Origin of the sequence: Acinetobacter geminorum, from assembly GCF_013009345.1 — a bacterium.
GTDB classification, from domain to species: Bacteria; Pseudomonadota; Gammaproteobacteria; order Pseudomonadales; family Moraxellaceae; genus Acinetobacter; species Acinetobacter geminorum.
Map to the genome: position 1 here is coordinate 100,572 of NZ_JABELE010000002.1, position 22,015 is coordinate 122,586.

The 22,015-nt window shown below is 38.5% G+C and carries 19 protein-coding genes; 14 read left to right on the forward strand and 5 right to left on the reverse strand.

What is annotated here, in order from left to right:
- Position 1: 1 nt before the first annotated feature.
- A complete protein-coding gene (locus tag HJG58_RS02210; protein WP_170247775.1) occupies positions 2–337 on the forward strand; it encodes a hypothetical protein in 336 nt (111 codons plus the stop codon).
- 74 nt (positions 338–411) lie between these two features.
- On the opposite strand, the gene HJG58_RS02215 is transcribed toward HJG58_RS02210, so the two are convergent.
- A complete protein-coding gene (locus HJG58_RS02215; RefSeq protein WP_025464664.1) occupies positions 412–882 on the reverse strand; it encodes a hypothetical protein in 471 nt (156 codons plus the stop codon).
- A 121-nt stretch (positions 883–1,003) separates the two neighbouring features.
- On the opposite strand from HJG58_RS02215, the gene HJG58_RS02220 reads away from it, so the two are divergent.
- The 6 genes from HJG58_RS02220 (at position 1,004) to dapC (ending at position 7,792) form a co-directional block, all read left to right on the forward strand.
- Complete coding sequence (locus HJG58_RS02220) at positions 1,004–1,726, forward strand: AzlC family ABC transporter permease (RefSeq protein ID WP_170247922.1); 723 nt, start codon at positions 1,004–1,006, stop codon at positions 1,724–1,726.
- A gap of 1 nt (position 1,727) precedes the next feature.
- Positions 1,728–2,069 (forward strand): L-valine transporter subunit YgaH, encoded by a 342-nt coding sequence (gene ygaH / locus HJG58_RS02225; protein ID WP_170247776.1) that lies wholly within the window; start codon positions 1,728–1,730, stop codon positions 2,067–2,069.
- Between the two features lie 127 nt (positions 2,070–2,196).
- Positions 2,197–2,586, forward strand: a complete 390-nt coding sequence (locus tag HJG58_RS02230) for a tautomerase family protein (RefSeq protein ID WP_170247777.1) — start codon at positions 2,197–2,199, stop codon at positions 2,584–2,586.
- 102 nt (positions 2,587–2,688) lie between these two features.
- On the forward strand, positions 2,689–3,906 hold the full coding sequence (gene purT / locus HJG58_RS02235; RefSeq protein ID WP_170247778.1) for a formate-dependent phosphoribosylglycinamide formyltransferase: 1,218 nt from the start codon (positions 2,689–2,691) through the stop codon (positions 3,904–3,906).
- 27 nt (positions 3,907–3,933) lie between these two features.
- Positions 3,934–6,597, forward strand: a complete 2,664-nt coding sequence (glnD, locus tag HJG58_RS02240) for a [protein-PII] uridylyltransferase (protein WP_170247779.1) — start codon at positions 3,934–3,936, stop codon at positions 6,595–6,597.
- A gap of 25 nt (positions 6,598–6,622) precedes the next feature.
- Positions 6,623–7,792, forward strand: coding sequence for a succinyldiaminopimelate transaminase (gene dapC, locus HJG58_RS02245; protein ID WP_170247923.1), 1,170 nt, complete (start codon positions 6,623–6,625; stop codon positions 7,790–7,792).
- 54 nt (positions 7,793–7,846) lie between these two features.
- On the opposite strand, the gene HJG58_RS02250 is transcribed toward dapC, so the two are convergent.
- From HJG58_RS02250 to msrB, 4 genes are all read right to left on the reverse strand, one after another.
- A complete protein-coding gene (locus HJG58_RS02250; protein ID WP_170247780.1) occupies positions 7,847–8,479 on the reverse strand; it encodes a LysE family translocator in 633 nt (210 codons plus the stop codon).
- Between the two features lie 64 nt (positions 8,480–8,543).
- Positions 8,544–9,380: an AraC family transcriptional regulator gene (locus HJG58_RS02255; RefSeq protein ID WP_170247781.1), complete on the reverse strand. Its 837-nt coding sequence runs from the start codon at positions 9,378–9,380 to the stop codon at positions 8,544–8,546.
- Positions 9,381–9,388: 8 nt separating this feature from the next.
- Positions 9,389–9,874 (reverse strand): glutathione peroxidase, encoded by a 486-nt coding sequence (locus HJG58_RS02260; RefSeq protein ID WP_005069704.1) that lies wholly within the window; start codon positions 9,872–9,874, stop codon positions 9,389–9,391.
- Positions 9,871–10,290, reverse strand: a complete 420-nt coding sequence (msrB, locus tag HJG58_RS02265) for a peptide-methionine (R)-S-oxide reductase MsrB (protein ID WP_002114184.1) — start codon at positions 10,288–10,290, stop codon at positions 9,871–9,873. Before msrB ends, HJG58_RS02260 begins: the two co-directional genes overlap by 4 nt.
- Positions 10,291–10,529: 239 nt before the next feature.
- On the opposite strand from msrB, the gene HJG58_RS02270 reads away from it, so the two are divergent.
- From HJG58_RS02270 to HJG58_RS02300, 7 genes are all read left to right on the forward strand, one after another.
- The gene (locus HJG58_RS02270; protein ID WP_170247782.1) at positions 10,530–11,960 is read left to right on the forward strand and encodes a pyridoxal phosphate-dependent aminotransferase; all 1,431 of its coding nucleotides are present in this window, start codon (positions 10,530–10,532) and stop codon (positions 11,958–11,960) included.
- A 473-nt stretch (positions 11,961–12,433) separates the two neighbouring features.
- Entirely contained in the window at positions 12,434–13,741 is a 1,308-nt protein-coding gene (locus HJG58_RS02275) for a dicarboxylate/amino acid:cation symporter (RefSeq protein ID WP_170247783.1), read from the forward strand.
- Positions 13,742–14,421: 680 nt separating this feature from the next.
- On the forward strand, positions 14,422–15,489 hold the full coding sequence (locus HJG58_RS02280) for a type II asparaginase (protein ID WP_170247784.1): 1,068 nt from the start codon (positions 14,422–14,424) through the stop codon (positions 15,487–15,489).
- Between the two features lie 198 nt (positions 15,490–15,687).
- Positions 15,688–19,251 (forward strand): DNA polymerase III subunit alpha, encoded by a 3,564-nt coding sequence (gene dnaE, locus HJG58_RS02285; RefSeq protein WP_170247785.1) that lies wholly within the window; start codon positions 15,688–15,690, stop codon positions 19,249–19,251.
- Positions 19,252–19,265: 14 nt separating this feature from the next.
- Positions 19,266–20,105 (forward strand): RNA methyltransferase, encoded by an 840-nt coding sequence (locus HJG58_RS02290; RefSeq protein WP_171545196.1) that lies wholly within the window; start codon positions 19,266–19,268, stop codon positions 20,103–20,105.
- Positions 20,098–20,910: a serine O-acetyltransferase gene (cysE, locus tag HJG58_RS02295; RefSeq protein ID WP_170247786.1), complete on the forward strand. Its 813-nt coding sequence runs from the start codon at positions 20,098–20,100 to the stop codon at positions 20,908–20,910. Before HJG58_RS02290 ends, cysE begins: the two co-directional genes overlap by 8 nt.
- A gap of 105 nt (positions 20,911–21,015) precedes the next feature.
- Positions 21,016–21,957: an ABUW_2363 family tetratricopeptide repeat lipoprotein gene (locus tag HJG58_RS02300; RefSeq protein ID WP_216076487.1), complete on the forward strand. Its 942-nt coding sequence runs from the start codon at positions 21,016–21,018 to the stop codon at positions 21,955–21,957.
- The last annotated feature ends 58 nt before the right edge of the window (positions 21,958–22,015 follow it).

Here is a 22,015-nt window from a genome sequence, read left to right on the forward strand (position 1 = left end):
CATGAAAAAATTATCAACAATTCTTACATCAGGCGTATTGGCTATGTTAAGTGTTTCGGCATTTGCATGTCCAAAAGGAACTCAACTACAAGGCGGTACAGGACCGAATCACAAAGGTGGAAAATGTGTAGCGGTACATGGAAAAACTACAGCTCAAAAAGCCAAGAAAGAGGTAACTAAAACTAAACAGGATGTTAAAAAAGACTTAAGCACTCAAAAACATGATGCAATGATCAGCGCGACACATGCTCAACATGAATCACAGCAAATGACTCATCAAATGAAACAAGATGCTGTGAAAACTGCAAACACCGCTAAAGCTGCCACAAAACCGTAATTCACATTCACTCATTATCGTTTAAAAGCAAAAAAAGCGAGATTTAACATCTCGCTTTTTTACATTCATTAGTTTTATTTTGGCGAAGTATTTCCAAGATTTGGCGTATCGATCGCATCCTTACATTGAGCCTTATCTCGCTCATAGTCCGCTTGCTTTTGGGCAACTGAACTATTGTTTTCTAGTGTTTCGCGTGCCCATATATCTAAACTTGTCAAGGCCTTACGACAGAGTGCATATTTCCCTTCTGTCACTGAGTCCGTCATTTTTACATTAATGCGCCAGTCTGTACTCAATTGGCGTAAAGGTTTACGTACTTTGTCATCAATTTGGCTGAGTTGTTTTTCATAAACTAAATGCTCAACCGTGTTAATTAATGTCCATGCTTTTTGAGCATAAACAGTTGCATCATTGGTTAGTTTCGGTGCTGGCTTAATTTCTACTTTTTTTTCTGCACCTTGATTACCATTATCACAGCCCTGCAATGTAAAAATACCTGCACTCATCATGGCGATATAAACTAAACGAATCTTTGCCTTGAACATATCAAACTGCCGATTAAACATTTCGGCACTATGCTATTAAATTCGGCTACAATACTCAATCTTTCAAGTATTTTTATCATTTGGCTTATTGCCAAGGTGTATTGTGTCCGAACAACAATTGATGACTGCCCAAACAGCAACTTTTTGGCAAGGCGCCAAAGATAGCCAAGCTATCGTACTCACCTATTTACCCGTTTCTTTTGCCTTTGGCGTTTCTGCATCTCAGTTTGGTTTTACGCCATGGGAAGCTTTTTTCCTATCTTGTTCAATGTATGCCGGCGCTAGCCAATTTTTGGTTGTCGCGCTTTTGGCTAGTGGTTCATCCATCTGGCTAACAGCATTAACAGTTATTGCACTAGATATTCGCCATGTCCTTTATGGACCTGCTCTATACAACCTGATTCCAAACAAATTAAATCTTAAGAAAACGGCAGTATGGGCTTGGGGCTTAACGGATGAAGTTTTTGCCAGTGGAATGATCCAACTTTCACAGCGCAGACAACAATGGTCCGAGTCTTGGATGCTTGGCCTAAGTCTATTTAGTTGGATGGCTTGGGCAAGTGGCTCTTTGTTAGGTGGATTATTCGCCGATCAAGTTGCTCATTTACCAAAGTTTTTACAAGCAGCTTTAGACTTCTTATTACCTGCTTTATTTTTAAGTTTTTTATTAGCGGCATTTGAACGAAAGCATAGCCTTGTTGTTGCTGTATCGTTAGTAGTTTCAGCTTTGGCATGTTATTGGATTAACTTATCAGCGGCTATTTTTATAGGTATTTTTTCAGGCATTTTAGCTGGTCTATTTAAACATTATGTGCTGAAACAACATGATGAGGTTGAGGCTTAATATGAACCTACAAATTATTCTGGTCGGCATTATTGTGGGTATTGCCAACTTTGCTTCACGCTTTGGACCTTTTTTCGTAATACAAAAATTACAAGGTTCACAGCAAAGACGCGGCTCAATCTGGTTCAAAATTGCCTTAGGAAGTATTGGAATATCTGCAATTAGCGCCATGCTTGTAGTTGCTACTCTTCCACCTTTACTTGAAACCCCAAATAAGAGTTTAGCAATGCTTATCGGTTTTATGGTTCTAGCTGGTCTTTATTTTAAATTTAAAAAAATTGTTCCTGCCACCTTAACAGCCGCAATCGTTTATGGCCTGATCTATACTTATTTACCTTTATAAATAGATAAACTGATCAACCTTATATAATATATAAATGCCAGAAGTGATTAAGAATAATAACTTCTAGCAAAAAACTCATTTTTGAAATTTATTAAAAGATAAATCCATCTAGCGATTAGAGATAAAAATGTCACAAGTTAAAATTTATGCAAATGAACGAACCATTATTCAGTATCGCGAACTGCTCTCTCATGCGATCCATCAAGCACTTATTGAAGAATTGAAGTATCCTGTCGAGAAAAGATTTCAACGCTTCATTAGTCTTAAACCTGAGAATTTTATTTATCCATCTGACAGAAGCCAGCATTACATTATCATCGAACTTTCAATGTTTGCAGGCCGCAGTCCAGCCACTAAAAAGCAACTTATTCAAACCTTATTCCGTAATATTCAAGAACAATGCAAAATTTCTCCACAAGACATTGAAATTACTATTTTTGAAACACCTAAAGAAAATTGGGGCATCCGTGGTAAAAATGCTGATGAATTGCTTTTAAACTATCAGGTTAATGTCTAAAAACCACTTTTTTAATTGTCCGACAAAATTACTTTTTTTATGCATGATAAGGCTTAACTCCACCATAAGTTCTGCTATGCTTAAAAAAATAATTTTGTCAGGATGATTCGCATGAGCGTGACACTCGGTACCCCACTTCAATCTTCTGCATTTAAAGTTTTATTGTTAGGTTCAGGAGAGCTTGGCAAAGAAGTTGTAATTTCCTTACAACGCCTTGGTGTAGAAGTACATGCAGCCGACCGTTATGATCACGCACCAGCAATGCAAGTTGCACATTTTTCTTATGTATTAAACATGGCAGATCCTGCCCAATTAAAACAACTCATCGAGAAAATTAAACCAAATTTAATTGTTCCAGAAATTGAAGCAATTGCGACAGAAGTTTTACTTGAAATTGAAGCGAGCAAAACAGCAACTGTCATCCCTTCTGCTAAAGCTGTAAACCTCACAATGAACCGTGAAGGCATCCGCCGTCTTGCGGCTGAAGAACTTGGCCTACCTACTTCTGCTTATCGCTTTGCTGATACGCTCGAAAGCTTCCGCGCCGCTTGCGATGACATTGGTTATCCAAACTTTGTAAAACCGGTCATGTCATCTTCAGGTAAAGGTCAGTCTCGTGTAAAAAGTTTCGATGAAGTTGATGCAGCTTGGGAATATGCAATGCAAGGTGGCCGTGTTAACCAAGGCACGGTTATTATTGAATCTCAAATTGATTTTGATTTTGAAATTACATTACTTACCGTTCGCGCTAAAAACCCTGAAACTGGTGAAATCGAAACTCATTACTGTGACCCAATTGGTCACCGCCAAGATGGCGGGGATTATGTAGAAAGCTGGCAACCTCAACCAATGACGGCAGCGGCACTCGAAGAAGCAAAACGTATTGCAAATAAAGTGACAACTGCACTTGGTGGCTGTGGTATTTTTGGTGTAGAACTGTTTATTAAAGGTGACAAGGTTTGGTTCAGTGAAGTTTCACCTCGTCCACACGACACAGGACTCGTAACTTTAGCATCACAATTTCAAAGTGAATTTGAACTGCATGCACGTGCAATTTTAGGTTTACCTGTAAACACAGCACGCCACAGTGTTGCAGCAAGTGCAGTAATTTATGCTGGAGTTGATGCTAACAATTTAAGTTATAGCAACCTTAATGTGGCTTTAACACACCCAGACACCGATTTACGCCTGTTTGGCAAACCGGAAGGTTTCAAACGTCGTCGTATGGGTGTAGCAACCACTCGTGCCGAAAATACTGATCTTGCTCGTACTTTAGCGAAAGAAACCGCTGATCAAGTAAGCGTTCAAACAAACTCTTAATTTTTACTTATTGGTAGACCCATTTTCATGATCAATATATCGCCATTGTTGAACTATGTCTCAAGTCATCATGATATTAAAGCCATTAATCAATGGCGAACGGATGTAGAAAAGCAGTTGCAAGATTCATATGAAAATGGGCAATCTATTCGTGAAATCATTAAAGCCCGTTCAGATTTAGTAGATGAAGCACTGATCTTTTTATGGAAACATGCTGAACTCGATCAGACAGAACTGGGCCTTTTTGCTGTAGGCGGTTATGGACGCCGTGAAATGTTGCCCTATTCTGACGTCGATATCATGATCCTATCGGAGCATGAAATTAATGAAGAAAACGAAAAACGTATCTCTACATTTATTTCGTCTTTATGGGACGTTGGCAATTTCAAACCCGGCATTAGTGTTCGCACGATTCAAAGCTGTGTTGAACAGGCCGCTACCGATTTAACCGTTGCAACAACTTTAATTGAGGCGCGGTTAATTACTGGTAATAATCAGCTTGCGAAATGGCCTCGCCGTATTGTTTCGCAGACATGGACAGATAAAACATTTTATGACGCAAAAATGGCCGAACAAGCCAAGCGTTACCATCAACACAACAATACTGAAAGTAATTTAGAACCCGATATTAAAAATGCACCGGGCGGTATCCGTGACATTAACCAAATTGGCTGGATTGCCAAACGCCACTTCCGCGTAAACCGCATTTATGACTTAGTGCATTTAGGTTTCATTTCAGAGTTTGAATTGGCAGTTTTAGAAGAAGCTGAAAGTTTTCTTTGGGAAATTCGACATCATTTACACCGTTTAGCTAAACGTGATGAAAACCGTTTACTCTTTGATCATCAAAGGGAAATTGCCGCCAAATTTGGATATGTGCGTCAAGAAGGCCAACCTGTAAATTATGGTGTTGAGCAGTTCATGAAACGCTACTATCGTACGGCGCAGCAAGTTTCAACACTCAATGAAATGTTGCTGGCGTATTTTAGCGAATCGGTAATTACTCCTCGTCTCCCCAACTATGAACGCAAAATTGAAGTTGTTAACGATCACTTTAAAATTGTCGATAATAAACTTGCCGTACAACATCACAAAATATTCGCAGAGCATCCAAGCGCGATTTTAGAGTTATTCTATATTTTAGCCAATCGACCAGATATTGAAGGTATTCGCGCTCGGACTTTACGCTTACTTATTCTTGCTGCGAAACGAATCAACCAAAGTTATCGCGATAATCCAGAGCATCAAGCACTGTTTATGTCGATTATTCGCTCACCATATCGTTTATACGATACCTTGGTTGCGATGAAACGATATGGTGTTTTAGGAAACTATATTCCTGCTTTTGGCCAAATTATGGGCCTTATGCAATATGACCTGTTCCATATCTATACGGTCGATGCTCACACATTATTATTGCTGCGTAATTTAAATCGTTTTAGAGAACCTGAATTCGCTAAAGAATTCCCTGTAGTAAGTTCAGTTTTCCAACGTCTTGCCCGTCAAGATATTGTCTTTATTGCTGCTTTATTCCACGACATCGCAAAAGGCCGTGGTGGTGACCATAGTGAACTTGGCGCAGAAGACGCGATTGAGTTTGGACGTGCACATGGCTTTACAGAGCGTGAATGCAAATTAATTGCATGGCTTATTCAAAACCATTTGCTCATGTCACTTACAGCTCAGAAAAAAGATATTTCTGATCCAGACGTCGTGAAAGATTTTGCAGAAAAACTTGGCGACATGGAGCATCTTGATTATCTCTATACTTTAACAGTTGCCGATATTAACGCGACAAATCCAAAACTATGGAACACATGGCGTGCATCACTTATGCGTCAACTTTATACGCACGCTCGTGATGTAATTCGTACTGGCTTAGGCCGCCCTGTTGACTACCAAATGCTGATTGAAGACACCAAGTTTGCAGCAAGTGAATTACTGGTAAATAACTTCGCCTTGGCAGATGTAGAAAAGGTATGGCAAGAACTTGGTGATGAATACTTCATTAAAGAATCAGCAGACGAAATTGCATGGCACACACAAGCAATCTTAAAACATGGTGATAATCCAGAGCCATTAGTGCTCTTGCGTGCTCACCGTAAAGCAGCTCAAGATGCGGTGCAAATCTTTATTTATACTCGCGATCAACCTAACCTCTTTGCCACCACTGTTGCCGTTTTAGACCGAATGAACCTAGATGTTCAAGACGCAAAAATTATCACAGCAAGTACAGCGTTTAGCTTAGACACTTATGTTGTACTTGATCGTTTCGGTACATTGCTTACCGACCCAGAGCGTGAAGAAACCGTTAAAAATGCATTAGTGAAAGCGCTTAGCCAACCAGACCAATATCCGGGACTCATGCAACGTCGTATTCCACGACAGTTACGTCACTTCGACATTGAAAACACAGTAGATGTAACATTAAATGAAGCCTTACAACAAAATATGGTCGAAATTTCAACACTCGATCATCCCGGCCTACTTGCACGCGTGGGTGGTTTATTTATGATGCAAGGCTTAGACATCCATTCAGCCCGAATCGCAACTTTAGGTGAACGTGCCGAAGATATTTTCTTTGTCACCAAAAAAGATGGTAAACCACTGAATAACGAAGAGGTCAAACTCTTCTCTGAAAAACTGAAAGCTGCATTAGATGAAGCATCTAATCAAATTTGTCAGCACTGAAACTCAACTACTTGGTAACTGTTTAATGAACTCTAGCTTGTCGTTATTACACCCGTATCCATTTGAAAAGTTAAACCAACTTTTTAAGGATACTACTCCTGCTAACCTCCCCTTGATTCCTCTATCAATTGGCGAACCTAAGCATCCAGCACCAGAGTTTGTTAAACAGGCTATTATTGATAACTTTAACCACCTATCAACTTATCCAAACAGCAAAGGCTTACCAGAGCTTCGCCAAAGCATTGCAGATTGGTTAACTAAGCGCTTTAAACTTAACAGCATCAGTGCTGAAAACCACATCTTGCCTGTCTCTGGTACTCGTGAAGGGATTTTCTCTTTTGTACAGGCATTAATTAATCGTGAAGATGCACCTTATGTGGTGATGCCGAATCCGTTTTATCAAATTTATGAAGGTGCGGCTTTACTTGCAGGTGCAAAGCCCTACTTCATTAATTGCACAGAAGAAAATGGCTATTTAGGTGATTTTGATGCTGTACCAGCAGAAGTTTGGGAAAAGACAGCCCTTCTTTTTGTATGTACACCGGGTAACCCAACAGGTACTGTGCTTTCTAAAGAACAATTTAAAAAGCTAATTGCCTTATCTGATCAATATAATTTTGTTATTGCTTCTGATGAATGCTATTCAGAGCTTTGGTTTGACCAAGCACCTACTGGTCTATTAGAAGTATGTGCTGAGCTTGGTCGTGATGACTACAAAAACTGTATCGTATTTCATTCACTTTCAAAGCGTTCAAACTTACCGGGTCTGCGCTCAGGTTTTGTAGCGGGTGATGCCGATCTGTTAAAGCCATATTTGCAATACCGTACCTATCACGGCGCTGCAATGCCAGTACAACACCAGCTTGCTTCAATCGCAGCGTGGAACGATGAAAACCATGTTGAAGAAAACCGTAAACAATATCGCGCAAAGTTTGATTTATTCCAATCTGAGCTAGGCCATCTGCTCCCATTACAAAAACCTGATGCTGGTTTTTATTACTGGTTAAAAGTAGATAATGATGAAACTTTTGCCAAAATGCTGATGGAAAAAGTACATATTAAAGTTTTACCGGGCCGTTACCTATCTCGTGATACAAAACAAGGTAACCCTGGTGCCAACCATGTGCGTATGGCTTTAGTAGCAGATTTGGCACAATGCGAAGAAGTGGTTAAACGTTTAAAAGCGATTCTTTAAACCCAGCAAAATTGTATAGCCTTCAGTCTTATTTAGAAGGCTATGCAATCTACATTAACTATAGCCAATCAATAACACTGCGAAAAAAATGAAAGCCAGACTAGAGCAATAATAGATTCCTCTGGCAGAACGTTTAATCTGTGCTAATACCTGCTCTTGACGTAATAGACGAACCAATAATAAATTCCATCCAAGAACCACTCCTGTCATCCATATACTCATTAGTATTTTTTGAAATAAGCTAAATTCCTGTTGAATAAGCAGCATTAAACTACTATAAAACATAATATTTTTAGGATTAAGAAGACTGGATTGCAAACCCAGAGCTAAGCTTTTAACTTTACTTTTATAACTAGACTCTTGTTCAACCAAACTATTTTCAGCAACAGTAATATTTAAGTTTGTTCCTTGAGTGGCTCTAAAACAAAGAAAACTCAAATAAGCTAAATATCCAGCCCCCAGCCATTTAAGTACTAAAAGAATCGTTGTACTTAAATTACCAAGCACCATAAATCCAAATATACATACCATTAAGATAAGAGCATTACCCAAAGTAATTCCCAGAATAACGCCATAGGTATAACGCGCTCCTTTTTGCAAAAGACTGGTCAGAATTAGAAAAAAATCTGGTCCCGGAGATAGGAGTGCTAAAAAGTGAGTAAAGGCGATAACCAAAAAAACTTCCATAACGATTTCATCTTTAAAACTGTATGGAGTAGCTTAAAAATAGAGAAAAATAATTTCTTGTAAATTATTGCGCTGCTGCAAGTTGAAACTGTCGAGGAGTAATTCCTGTATGTGCTTTAAAAGCTTTATGAAAATGGCTTTGATCACTAAAGCCTAAATTGACAGCTAACTCTGCGAGTGAAATCCCTTGTTTTAATTGAGCTCTGGCTTGATTAATCTTTAAATTAATTTGAAATGCATGTGGGGTTAGACCAACATTGGCCTTGAATAAACGAATGATTGCATATCGACTAAGACCAACCCACTCTGCAAGCTCTTCAAGAGAAATAAATTGTTCTGACGATTTAATAATATGAATTAAGTCCAAAAAATCTTCATACAAATATTCAGTTTTTTGTATTTCTTCTAATACGAAATGAGGAAGTAGCAACTGTGTAAGGCAATAGATTAGCGACTGTTCTTTTTCCAGAATTAATTTTTCAGGATCAAATAAAGTTTCATTCATATGAGAAAAAGCCTGATATAAATTTTCTTCTTTTATTATGAGCGGCTTATGCTGTGGCAGAAGCAAATCCAAACCATGTTCTCGAAATTCTGAATAAAGCTGATTTAACCACCTTGTATCCAAATGTAGCATCTGGTAACTCCAAGCCTGATCTGGCAAAGGGTTACATGAATGCTCAATATGTGCGGGTACGATCACCAAAGTACCAGCATCAATTTTTTGGGGCGTACCAAATGAACTTTGAAAAACGCTATTCCCCTCGTCTATAGCCCCGATAGAAAACGTTGGATGACTATGAGACTTATAACATGTTCGGCTAAAACAGGACCTTCTGGTTTCAACATACGGCATTCGCACATCTTGCCAAAACTCAAAAGGTTGAGGAATAGCGTTCATTTAAACAATTAACTCGCTAAAGCTTTTTCAATATCAGCTTCTAAAGCTTCAGGTTTAGTGGTAGGCGCATATCGGTTTAAAACAGCGCCATCCTTACCTACTAAAAATTTAGTAAAGTTCCATTTAATGCTACTGCTGCCCAAAATACCTTTAGCTTCACGTGTTAAATATCTAAAAATTACATGGGCTTCCGGACCTTTTACATCAACTTTAGCAAACATAGGAAATTTCACCCCATAGTTACGCTGACAGAAGCTACCAATTTCTTTATTACTTCCTGGATCTTGCCCACCAAACTGGTTGCAGGGAAAACCTAAAACTTCCAACCCTTGATCTTTATATTTTTCATAAAGTTTTTCGAGACCAGCAAATTGTGGGGTAAAACCACATTTACTCGCAGTGTTTACAATTAATAAAACTTTACCTTTGTAATCAGCGAACTGCTTAACTTCACCCTCTAATAGCTCAGCTTCAAACTGATAAATATTACTCATGGATAGGTTTCCTCATCATTTTTTTCTTCTGTTTTCAGTTGTAATGATGCCGAGTTTACGCAATAGCGCAAACCAGTCGGCTGTGGTCCATCTTCAAATACATGCCCTAAATGAGCCTCGCAATCATGACAAACAATTTCAGTTCTGACCATACCATGCGTTAAATCTTCATGTTCATCAATGACTGCACCATTGATAGGACGGAAGAAACTTGGCCAACCACAACCGCTATCATATTTGGTATCTGATGAGAACAACTCTGCGCCGCAGCAACGGCAAACATAGGTACCATGTTGCTTAGTATTCCAGTATTGCCCCGTAAATGCAGGTTCAGTGCCTTTTTGTCGTGTAATCCGATACTCTTCTGGTGATAACTCTCTTTGCCATTCCCGGTCTGTTTTATTGACTTTTCCCATGACATACACCTTTTATTCTGAAGTAAACATTTCTGATGATCGAGTTTTATATTTACGCCATTCATCACAAAAACACTAGTCACTGAACGTAAAATTTGTTGGAATTTAAACATATAAAGAACAAAAAGCAAAAAGTAAGCAAAATGCAAAATTAAAAGTAAGCAAATTTATTGCTAATCCTCTTTAAAGCAAGCAAACATAGTGCTATTCTAAATGCGCACGGTTGTATAGGACAGAACATGTCTCAGAAAAAAAGTGTGGTTTTCCAACAACTACTACCAATTATTAAACAATATCAACAATCGGGTTTTACCCATGAAAAAATTGTTGAACTATTGAAAGATCAACATGATCTAAATTTGGTAACAGTTAAAACATTTAAAAGTTATTTATACCGATATGCAAAAGTGAATCCCGTTATGTCTAAAAATACTGCTACCATCCATTCCATGCCATCTACTCGAGAAATCAAAAAATCATCGAAGCTTGAGCATGTTTGTTATGACATCCGTGGACCAGTTTTACGAGCCGCCAATGAAATGGAAGAGCAAGGACATAAGATTATCAAGTTGAATATTGGTAACCCAGCTCCTTTTGGATTTGAAGCGCCACAAGAAATTATTAATGATGTTGCTTTAAACTTACCAAATGCAATTGGTTATGTTGACTCAAAAGGTATTTTCCCTGCTCGTAAAGCAATTTGTCAGTATTACCAGCAAAAAGGAATTCTCAATATGCATGTCAATGACGTGTATATTGGTAATGGCGTATCTGAACTCATCGTAATGGCTATGCAAGGCTTATTAGATGACGGAGACGAAATGCTGATTCCAATGCCGGATTATCCGCTTTGGACAGCAGCAGTTAATCTTTCAGGTGGCACAGCAATTCATTATAAATGTGATGAAGAAAATAGCTGGTACCCAGATATTGCTGATATTGAAAGTAAGATTACTCCAAATACTCGCGGTATTGTCATCATTAACCCAAACAATCCTACGGGTTCGGTATATCCACGCCATATTCTTGAACAGATTGTAGCGATTGCAAAAAAATATGATCTAATTTTATTTGCTGATGAAATTTACGACAAAATTATTTATGACGGTATTGAACATGTTTCAGTAGCATCATTAGCCGGCGACCAGCTTTGTGTATCTTTTAATGGTTTATCAAAAGCTTATCGTATTGCAGGCTTCCGTTCAGGTTGGATGGCAATTACGGGTGATAAAAGCCGTGCTGCTGACTATATCGAAGGATTAGACATGTTGGCATCAATGCGCCTATGTGCAAACGTTCAAGCTCAATATGCGATTCAAACTGCCCTAGGCGGTTATCAATCAATTAATGACTTGATTCGTCCTGGTGGCCGTTTATACGAACAGCGCAATATTGCTTGGGAAATGCTTAATGAAATTCCAGGTGTAAGCTGTGTAAAACCAGATGGAGCAATGTACTGTTTCCCTCGCCTCGACCCGAACATCTATCCAATTGAAGATGACGAAAAGTTAATGCTTGATTTTCTACGTGCAGAAAAAGTTTTATTGGTTCAAGGTACAGGCTTTAATTGGCCAACTCCAGATCATTTCCGTGTGGTTTTCCTACCTGCTGAAAATGAATTACGTGAAGCAATTACACGACTAGGGCGTTTCTTAGCCAATCGTCGTTAAAAAAAATACATAATAAAAAAGGCATCTTAAACTAGGTGCTTTTTTTATAATTTTATTTTATTCATTTTTACAAAAGAAGAATTACATATTTTCACTACACCGCACCATCTAAAAATAAGACATTGAAGTTAAATTATTTTTATAAAATTTCTCATTCTTTTAATTTGAAAAATTAGTTCAATTTTTTATTTTTATATTTTTACCATACGTTCAAAACTACTTATATTCTGTCCACTTAGCAAATTTTAATTATGCAAAAAATGCATGGATCAATATTTTTTTGCATTTCACACTGCTTCAAAATCGAGCAACAATCCATCTCCATAACAACATCGCCATATTCAATTCGGTTAAAACAGATACAAATCTAGGAAGATAACATCGTTAGAACGACCGGACTGAACTAACAAGGAAAGCTTTCGATCATCCAACTCCCATCAAAGGATGATTGAATCAAATGGATAGAGGTTCACATGAAGCAAAAGAAATTGCTCAAGTATATTGTTGTTGCTATTTTACTTGGCATACTGACAGGTTGGATTTGTCACCACTTCTTTAATGAAGGTGAACAACTGAAGCAAATCGCTTCTTATCTCAACATACCTACAGATATCTTTTTACGCCTTATCAAAATGATTATTGCTCCATTGGTATTTGCCACAATTGTTTCAGGCATTGTCTCAATGGGGAAATCTACATCAATCGGCAGTATCACCCTTAAATCAATGACTTGGTTTATTACTGCTTCATTCGTATCGCTTGCTATTGGTATGGGTTTGGCAAACTTTTTCCAACCTGGTGCAGCTTTAGATTTAGTATTACCAACTGCACAACAACTGAGTAGCTCTTCTGTTCCAGCAACCGCAGGTTTCACTCTACAATCATTTTTAAGCCATGTTTTCCCACGCAGTATTGCCGAAGCAATGGCAAACAATGATATTTTGCAAGTGCTTGTTTTCTCTATTTTCTTTGGCTCAGTCCTTGCTTTTGTAAATCAAGGCAAAGAAAAAGATTCTGTTATCATTCGTTTGACTGATGAACTCAGCAAGATCATGTTCCGCATTACCGATTACGTCATGATGTTTGCACCTGTTGCAGTATTTGCAGCAATCGCTTCAGCAATTACAGTACAAGGTTTAGGCTTGATTGTTGACTATGGCATTTTAATCGCAGAGTTCTACTTCGGTCTTTTATTACTGTGGATCATCTTATTCTCTGTAGGTGCAATCGTACTTAAAAAAGATATTTTCCGCTTAGGTAAATTAATTCGTGAACCTGTAACTCTTGCTTTTGCTACAGCTTCAAGTGAATCAGCCTATCCTAAAGTTATGGATGCACTAAATAAATTTGGTGTGCCTAAAAAAGTAACGAGCTTTGTACTACCTTTAGGTTATTCATTCAACCTAGATGGTTCAATGATGTACACCACATTTGCAGTGCTCTTTATTGCTCAAGCTTACAATATTGATCTTAGCTTTACTCAGCAAGTCTTAATTTTGTTAACCCTAATGGTGACAAGTAAAGGTATTGCTGGTGTTTCACGAGCTTCAATTGTGGTTATTTCAGCAACACTCACTATGTTCCATTTACCTGAAGCCGGAATTCTCTTATTACTCGGTATCGATCAATTCCTTGATATGGGCCGTACTGCAACAAACGTAGTAGGTAACAGTATTGCTACCGCCGTTGTAGCCAAGCTTGAAGGCGATAAAGTGGCTGATACTGAAGAACTACCAGAGCCAGTATTAATTAAATCAACTCAAGAACAAACGACCGCATAAGTTTCTCTTTTCTCCCACTCTCCCAACTTAAGAGCAATTTTATATGACCTTATAAAATTGCTCTTTTTTTATTCTAAAATTAAACAATAAAAATTTATCTGTATTCCCATATTAAATATTAGGCCAATAATAACTATTAGCCCTATTAAATTTATTCAATCAAAACCTTAAAAACAGAATAAAATCTACACAAATAAAATTTATACGTTAAAAAATAAACATCAAATGACTAAATTTTAATTCAATTTACTAAGACTTATTCACATTAAACTATTGATATTATTATTCAGCTTATATGAAAAACATTTCCATAAATTTAAATTCAGACTATCCAATTAAAAATCAATAAATTGCATATATCAAACAATAAGCAAGAACTAAAACCCTCCATTATTTTTTAATTTTATAAAGATAAATAAACCATTTTATTTACTTATCTTAAAAAATAAACAAATCGAGATAAATTAGAAAAACTTAATAGATTTTTTATTTTATTCATGTTATTTATTAGCGCTAAATAAAAGCAATGACTAAGCAATTGTTGATGAAACAAACTGCTATTCAGGGATGCTTTTTATTCAAACAAGTTTGGAATATGTCTTACACGGTATGTATTTTGCTTAGGAAAAGCACACATATTCGACAAACTTTTACTTCGTCACTTCATAAGGATATTTTCGATGTTGACTAAAACTGTTAAATCTTTAGGTTTAGCGATGGGCTTATTAGCCTGCTCTCTCCCACTTTATGCAAAAAATAATGTTGTCGTAGTTGCCACTGGCGGTACTATCGCTGGTGCTGGCGCAAGCTCGGCAAATAGTGCAACTTATACTGCTGCAAAAGTTCCTGTTGACACCCTAATTAACGCAGTTCCACAAATCAAAGATTTGGCAAATGTAACTGGTATTCAAGCTTTACAAATCGCTTCTGAGAGTATTACTGACAAGGAATTATTAGAAATTGCTCGTCAAGTGAATGAGCTTGTTAAAAAGCCATCTGTTAATGGTGTGGTAATTACACACGGTACAGATACTTTAGAAGAAACAGCATTTTTCTTAAATTTGGTTGTTCATACTGATAAACCGATTGTACTTGTTGGCTCAATGCGTCCTTCAACTGCTCTTTCAGCTGATGGTCCACTTAACCTTTATAGTGCAGTTGCTTTAGCAGCTTCAGATGATGCAAAAAATAAAGGCGTTATGGTTCTTATGAACGACTCTATTTTTGCTGCACGTGATGTAACTAAAGGTATTAATATTCATACAAATGCTTTTGTTAGCCAATGGGGCGCTTTAGGTACATTAGTTGAAGGCAAACCATACTGGTTCAGACAGTCTGTAAAACGTCATACAAATACTTCAGAATTTAATATTGAAAATATTAAAGGCGATGCACTTCCAACTGTACAGATCGTTTATGGTTCGGACTCTATGCTTCCAGATGCATATGAAGCTTATGCAAAAGCTGGTGCTAAAGCGATCATTAATGCAGGTACTGGTAACGGTTCTGTACCAAAATATATCGTACCAACCTTACAAAATCTTCACGACAAAAATGGTATTCAAATTATCCGTTCATCACGTGTCGCACAAGGTTTCGTATTACGTGATGCAGAACAACCTGACTCTAAATATGGTTGGGTAGCAGCACATGATTTAAACCCTCAAAAAGCGCGTCTTCTTGCAGCTTTAGCTCTTACTAAGACGAATGACACGAAAGAAATTCAGCGCATATTCTGGCAGTACTAAGTTTTTCAACCAGCCCAAACACAAAGTTTGGGTTGGTCCTATTTCTTAAAAATAAGCTCTTTTATATTAAATCTGTACAATAGATATTCAAATCATTCTTCTTAAATAATAAAATCCTTAACAGTTTGCCAAAATATTAAGCATTTCGTTTTAACTTTGCGTGCTAAACTATGCTGCAGTCGTATTAAGGATTGGTTTATGCAGTTTGTTCATCTCGGTATTTATACAGAATTTTCGATTACAGAGTCGATAGTTCGCATACCTGACTTGGTCAACGCTGCGGTTAAAGACCAAATGCCTGCGCTGGCATTAACCGATCTATCAAACCTGCATGCAGCCGTAAAATTTTATAATTCTTGTTTAAAAAAAGGAATTAAACCGCTTTTAGGTAGCACAATCCGCCTTGACGATGCTCAACATCGTGCAACTTTACTTGCAATGAGTAATGTAGGCTGGAAAAGTCTCACCGAAATCGTTTCACGCGGTTTTATTGAAGGTCAACAACTTAGTATTCCATGTGTAAAAAAAGAATGGGTGCTTGAACAGCATCAAGATATTATTGTTTTACTTGGTCAACATAGTGATGTGGGTCAGATGCTTTGCTCATCTAACCCTCAAAAAGCAGCTCCGCTTTTAGAAGCATGGATCGAAAAATTTGGTAACCGTGTTTATCTGGCTTTAACACGTACCGATCGTCCCGGTGAAGAAGACTTTATTCAAGAAGCCGCTAAACTTGCTGCTCAATATAATGTGGGTGTAGTTGCACATAATGATGTGCACTTTGTAGAAAAAGAAGATTTTGAAGCTCACGAAGCCCGTGTTTGTATTGCTGATGGCTATGTATTAGCAGATGACCGTCGTCCACGCTTATATAGTCCTGAGCAACATTTTAAAACCTCGGACGAAATGATTGAGTTGTTTTCAGATATCCCAAGTGCTATCGAAAATACCTACAATATTGCAAAACGCTGTAATGTTAGCCTACAACTCGGCACCTACTTTTTACCTGACTATCCAATTCCAGATGGCTTTACCATTGACACTTACTTTGAGCATTTATCAAAAGTAGGTCTAGAAGAACGTTTAGATTATCTTTACCCAGTTGAAAAACGTGGTGAAGACTGGCCAGAGATTCGTAAACCTTACGATGAACGAATTGATTACGAAGTCGGCATTATCCTCAAAATGGGTTTTCCTGGTTACTTCCTTATCGTCATGGACTTCATCCAGTGGGCAAAAAATAATGGCGTTCCTGTCGGACCTGGCCGTGGTTCAGGTGCGGGTTCACTCGTTGCATATAGCTTAAAAATTACCGACCTTGATCCTCTTCGTTACGATCTACTTTTCGAACGTTTCTTAAACCCAGAACGTGTTTCGATGCCCGACTTTGATGTCGACTTCTGTATTGCTGGACGTGACCGCGTCATTGATTATGTTTCCCGTACCTATGGACGTGAAGCCGTGTCGCAAATTGCAACTTTCGGTACGATGGCGGCAAAAGGTGCAATTCGCGACGTTGCCCGTGTATTAGGCAAATCTTACGGTTTAGCTGACCGTATCTCAAAAATGGTGCCCACTAAACCGCTGGGTGTGGACTTAGCCACTGCTATCGAGATGGAACCTCAGCTTAAAGATATCGTTACCAACCCATCTAACCCAGATAATGATGACGCGAGTGAAATCTGGGAAATGGCATTAAAATTGGAAGGTATCACTCGAAATACTGGTAAACATGCCGGCGGTGTTGTTATTGCACCAGGTAAGATTACCGATTTCTCGGCTGTGCTTTGTGATGAAGACGGAACCAGCCGTGTTGCTCAATATGATAAAGACGATGTAGAAGCAGCAGGTCTCGTCAAATTCGACTTCTTGGGTTTACGTAACTTAACCGTTATTGAAGACGCAATTCAAAATATTAATAAAAATCGCGATAGTAATAATCCGCTCATAATTTCGCATGTTCCACTTGATGATGCTAAAGCATATTCTGTCTTTGCCGATGCAAATACAACCGCGGTATTCCAGTTTGAATCCGTCGGCATGAAACGAATGCTTAAAGAAGCACGTCCAAGTAAATTTGAAGAGATTATTGCGTTCGTATCATTGTACCGTCCTGGTCCAATGGATCTTATTCCTGACTTTATTCACCGTATGCATGGTGGAGATTTTGAATATCTTCACCCACTTCTTGAAGGTGTATTAGAGCCAACTTACGGGATTATGGTTTACCAAGAACAGGTGATGCAGACTGCACAGATCTGTGCGGGTTATACGCTCGGTGGCGCGGACTTACTACGTCGTGCAATGGGTAAAAAGAAACCTGAGGAGATGGTTAAGCAGCGCCAAATTTTCTTGGCAGGTGCTGCAGAAAAAGGGATTGATGAAAGTACAGCCAACCATATCTTTGACTATATGGAAAAGTTCGCAGGCTATGGTTTCAACAAATCTCACGCCGCAGCTTATGCCCTCGTTGCTTATCACACTGCATGGTTAAAAGCACATTATCCTGCTGAGTTTATGGCAGCGGTAATGTCATCGGAAATGCAGAACACCGACAGTGTTGTATTTTTAATTGATGACTGCCGAAATAATGGCCTGGAAGTTTTACCACCATCCGTCAATATGTCAACTTATCATTTCCATGCGAGCGATGATAAAACTATTGTGTATGGTTTAGGTGCAATTAAAGGCGTTGGCGAACAAGCGATGCAGTCAGTTATTGACTCTCGTCGACAATTTGGTCCTTATTCAGATCTATTCGATTTTTGCCATCGTATTGATTTGAAGAAAATCAATAAGCGTACTCTTGAAGCGTTGATTCGTGCAGGTGCACTCGATTGCTTAGGAATTGAACGCGCAAGCTTAATGGCGCAATTGCCTGAAGCTGTTCAAGCTGCCGAACAAGCGCGCAGTAACCGTGAAAGCGGTATTATGGATTTATTTGGTGAGGTTGATGAAGTTCAGCGTAAGCCAGCTAAACCTGTTAAACCGTGGAGTGATGAAGTTCGTCTACAAGGCGAAAAAGACACGCTTGGTCTATATCTCACTGGTCACCCAATTGATGTTTACCGCCAAGAGCTTAAAGCTTTTATTCCTGTAAAACTTAATGAAATTACGGCTACACGTCGTGGTGTTACAACAGTCTATGCAGGTTTAGTCATTGACGTCGCAAACTTCCCAAATCGCGTAGTTATTATACTAGATGATGGTACAGCTCGTATTGAAGTAAGTTGCAACCATGAACGTTTCCAACGTTTTAAAGATATTATTCAAGTTGAACGTGTTGTTGTCTTTGAAGGCGAAATTTATGAAAGAGAAGGCTTTGAACGTCCGATGGGCCGTTTAACTAAGGCTTTTACTTTAAATGAAATACGACAAAAACGTGCTAACAGTATTCAGATCAAATTAACAGAAGAGTTTATGCAAGCCACTTTGGCAAAAGATTTACAAAACATAATCTTGCCATTTTGCAATGTAGATATGCATCAACATATCACTCTACAGCTACAGATTGATCAACCTTATGCTCAAGCCGAGCTTCAACTTGGTCCGCAATGGAAAGTTGCTCCTCTCGATGAATTACTTGCTAAACTCAGAGATTATTTTGGTAAAGATAATATTTACATTGAATATCAAGTAAAGTCGAAAGCAGCTAAAGCAGCAGAACCTACTCGTCCGCAAACCGTTGCTTCCCCTCACGCGGACATGACTATGGACGATGCATTGGATTTATACCAAAGCGAAGTTTCTCAATATTCGTAATTTCTGGAAATCTTATGAGTTCGTTTGATCACAACACTGTGTCAAAACAATTAGCACAAGTGCGTATTGTCATGGTAAACACAACCTTACCTGCCAATATTGGCAGTGCGTTACGTGCTATGAAAACAATGGGGCTAATTAAATTAGTTCTTGTTGCGCCTAAAACATATCCCCACCCAGACATACAAGCGCTTGCTGCTGGTGCCCAAGATTTATTTGAACATCTTGAGATTGTCGATACTTTAGAAGATGCTATTAAAGATTGCCATTTAGTATTTGGAACAAGTGCACGTAGCCGTACTATTCCTTGGCCTTTACTTGACGTGCGACCTGCTGCCAAAGAAGCTATTAAGGCTACTACTCAAGGACAACAAATTGCGATTGTTTTTGGCCGTGAAGATCGTGGTTTAACCAACGAAGAATTAGCACTAGCAAATTATCATTTAACGATTCCTGTCAATCCTGACTATGGCGTATTAAATGTTGCGCAAGCGATTCAAGTTGTATGTTACGAGCTTCGCATGTCAGCTCTGGAACAACAAAACGTGGATCAAGATGCAGATGAAATGCCACTAGTGCAAGGCCAAAGTATGCAATGGGATGAGCCTCTGGTTACTCAGCGACAAATGGAAGAGTTTTATCCTCATCTAGAGAAAATGCTGACTGAAATTGAATTTTTAGATCCAGACAATCCACGTTTATTACCTTTACGCTTGCGTCGTTTATTTGGTCGTATACAATTAGATCGTATGGAATATCATTTACTTCGCGGTATTTTTAGTCGTGTACAAGCCCTAACCAGTGGTAAATGGAAAAAGACATTATCTGACAAGGAGGATCAATCCAATGCTTAAACAGCTGAAAGAAGATATAAAGGCTGTATTTGCGCGAGATCCTGCTGCCCGCAATACTCTCGAAGTTCTCACGACCTACCCTGGCATTCATGCGATCATGATGCATCGTGTTGCTCATGAATTATGGCAAAAAGATTGTAAAGGTGCTGCTCGCCTTCTTTCTTCATTTAGTCGTTTTGCAACAGGTATTGAAATTCACCCAGGTGCCAAAATCGGTAAACGTTTTTTTATTGATCATGGCATGGGTGTTGTGATTGGTGAAACGGCTGAAATTGGTGATGATGTTACGCTTTATCATGGTGTGACCTTAGGTGGTACAACATGGAAGACTGGCAAACGTCACCCAACTTTAGAAGATGGTGTGGTTGTTGGCGCTGGTGCAAAAATTTTAGGTCCATTTACAGTTGGTAAAGGCGCTAAAGTCGGTTCAAATGCTGTAGTGACTAAAGCAGTCCCTGCTGGTGTGACCGCTGTAGGAAACCCTGCTCGCTATATTTATAAAGATGCCACCGACAAGAATAAAGATGAAGAACGTCGTCGTGATTATGCACAAAGTATTGGCTTTGCCCCATATGCGACAACTGCTGATCAGTCAGACCCTATTTTAGAAGGTATGCGTGTTTTACTTGATCGTATTCAGCACAACGAAACACGTATGAATAATTTATGCCAGCGTTTATCAGAGCTAGATCCTAGCTTCAAAAAAGAAAGTCAGGATGAACAGCCTTTTAGCGATGAAGAACTAAAAAATATTGAAGAAGTTCGTCGTGAATGCGGTGCACAAGATAAGACATCAAAAACGTAATATTCTTGATTCATACTGTAACACGCTTACCCTTGCATGTCTGTTTAGCTTTTCCTAGACTTACCTGTACCAAATCTGACTTTACTAAAATGAACGGAAGATCCTATGAATTTTAAGCCTTTGGCATATATAATCCTTGCGACCTCAAGTTTAACCGCTTGTACAATGGCCCCCCTAAAAGAACAAAAAATTGAGCCTTTTGTTTTCAAGGAACCAGAGCTTACTCCTCCTTTTTATGCACTAAATCCTTTTAACTATGATCAGCCCCCAGCATTTGAAGTTGCATTAAAAGAAGCTGCTGCACAGCCTGTAACGAAAATGGTGGTTAATCGTCAAGATGACCCAACTAAACAACTTACTCTCGACGTCAATAAGCTGATCGTTCCGACTGTCAATAATTCACAACGTTCAATGAAATATGCAGTTTTAGCTGGTGAGAATGAAATTGACGTGACTACTATTGATGACTTTTTACAATTAGTAGAAGGTAAAGCACGTCACTACCCACCACGCTTTACTGACCGTCAAGAACGTAAAGGCTTTGAAAGTAAACTCAAAGAAGTTACACAGCAACTGGATACACTTGCTGCAAATCCAAATGCATCATTTGATATTCTAATTCGTGCTTTTAAAGCAAGTGTTCTTGCACGTAACCTTGATTTAGGTACTGTTCATACAACTAAATCTTTAGAATATGCTCAAAGACTTTTGAAAATTAGTCCTGATGACGCGGAAACAAATTTCTGGTTCGGTTTTGGTTTATCTGAAGGTGGTGGCCAACGTGAAGCCATTCCATATTTAAACAAAGCAATTAAAGCTAATGTTCAAGAGGCATATTTAGCTGCTGCAAATAATTATATTGCGATGGAGCAGAAGAAAAATGCTATCCAGACGCTCAAGAATTATAAAGTTAAATATCCAGATGAAGCCGAAATTGCGGATCGTTTAATTCAAGAAATTGAAAAACAAGGCCGTTGGAACGTATGGCAAGTTTTAACTAACCCAGCAATGTCAGCAACAACTTCCGCAGCCGAACCTAAAAAATAAACTTAATGCTATAAAAAAGGGCTGATTTGACAGCCCTTTTTTATATTTGATCATTTGA

Coding starts and splice junctions, on each gene's coding strand:
- HJG58_RS02210 (WP_170247775.1), top strand. CDS start 2: ATGAAAAAATTATCAACAATTCTTACATCAGGCGTATTGGCTATGTTA.
- HJG58_RS02215 (WP_025464664.1), bottom strand. CDS start 882: ATGTTCAAGGCAAAGATTCGTTTAGTTTATATCGCCATGATGAGTGCA.
- HJG58_RS02220 (WP_170247922.1), top strand. CDS start 1,004: ATGACTGCCCAAACAGCAACTTTTTGGCAAGGCGCCAAAGATAGCCAA.
- ygaH (WP_170247776.1), top strand. CDS start 1,728: ATGAACCTACAAATTATTCTGGTCGGCATTATTGTGGGTATTGCCAAC.
- HJG58_RS02230 (WP_170247777.1), top strand. CDS start 2,197: ATGTCACAAGTTAAAATTTATGCAAATGAACGAACCATTATTCAGTAT.
- purT (WP_170247778.1), top strand. CDS start 2,689: ATGATTCGCATGAGCGTGACACTCGGTACCCCACTTCAATCTTCTGCA.
- glnD (WP_170247779.1), top strand. CDS start 3,934: ATGATCAATATATCGCCATTGTTGAACTATGTCTCAAGTCATCATGAT.
- dapC (WP_170247923.1), top strand. CDS start 6,623: ATGAACTCTAGCTTGTCGTTATTACACCCGTATCCATTTGAAAAGTTA.
- HJG58_RS02250 (WP_170247780.1), bottom strand. CDS start 8,479: ATGGAAGTTTTTTTGGTTATCGCCTTTACTCACTTTTTAGCACTCCTA.
- HJG58_RS02255 (WP_170247781.1), bottom strand. CDS start 9,380: ATGAACGCTATTCCTCAACCTTTTGAGTTTTGGCAAGATGTGCGAATG.
- HJG58_RS02260 (WP_005069704.1), bottom strand. CDS start 9,874: ATGAGTAATATTTATCAGTTTGAAGCTGAGCTATTAGAGGGTGAAGTT.
- msrB (WP_002114184.1), bottom strand. CDS start 10,290: ATGGGAAAAGTCAATAAAACAGACCGGGAATGGCAAAGAGAGTTATCA.
- HJG58_RS02270 (WP_170247782.1), top strand. CDS start 10,530: ATGTCTCAGAAAAAAAGTGTGGTTTTCCAACAACTACTACCAATTATT.
- HJG58_RS02275 (WP_170247783.1), top strand. CDS start 12,434: ATGAAGCAAAAGAAATTGCTCAAGTATATTGTTGTTGCTATTTTACTT.
- HJG58_RS02280 (WP_170247784.1), top strand. CDS start 14,422: ATGTTGACTAAAACTGTTAAATCTTTAGGTTTAGCGATGGGCTTATTA.
- dnaE (WP_170247785.1), top strand. CDS start 15,688: ATGCAGTTTGTTCATCTCGGTATTTATACAGAATTTTCGATTACAGAG.
- HJG58_RS02290 (WP_171545196.1), top strand. CDS start 19,266: ATGAGTTCGTTTGATCACAACACTGTGTCAAAACAATTAGCACAAGTG.
- cysE (WP_170247786.1), top strand. CDS start 20,098: ATGCTTAAACAGCTGAAAGAAGATATAAAGGCTGTATTTGCGCGAGAT.
- HJG58_RS02300 (WP_216076487.1), top strand. CDS start 21,016: ATGAATTTTAAGCCTTTGGCATATATAATCCTTGCGACCTCAAGTTTA.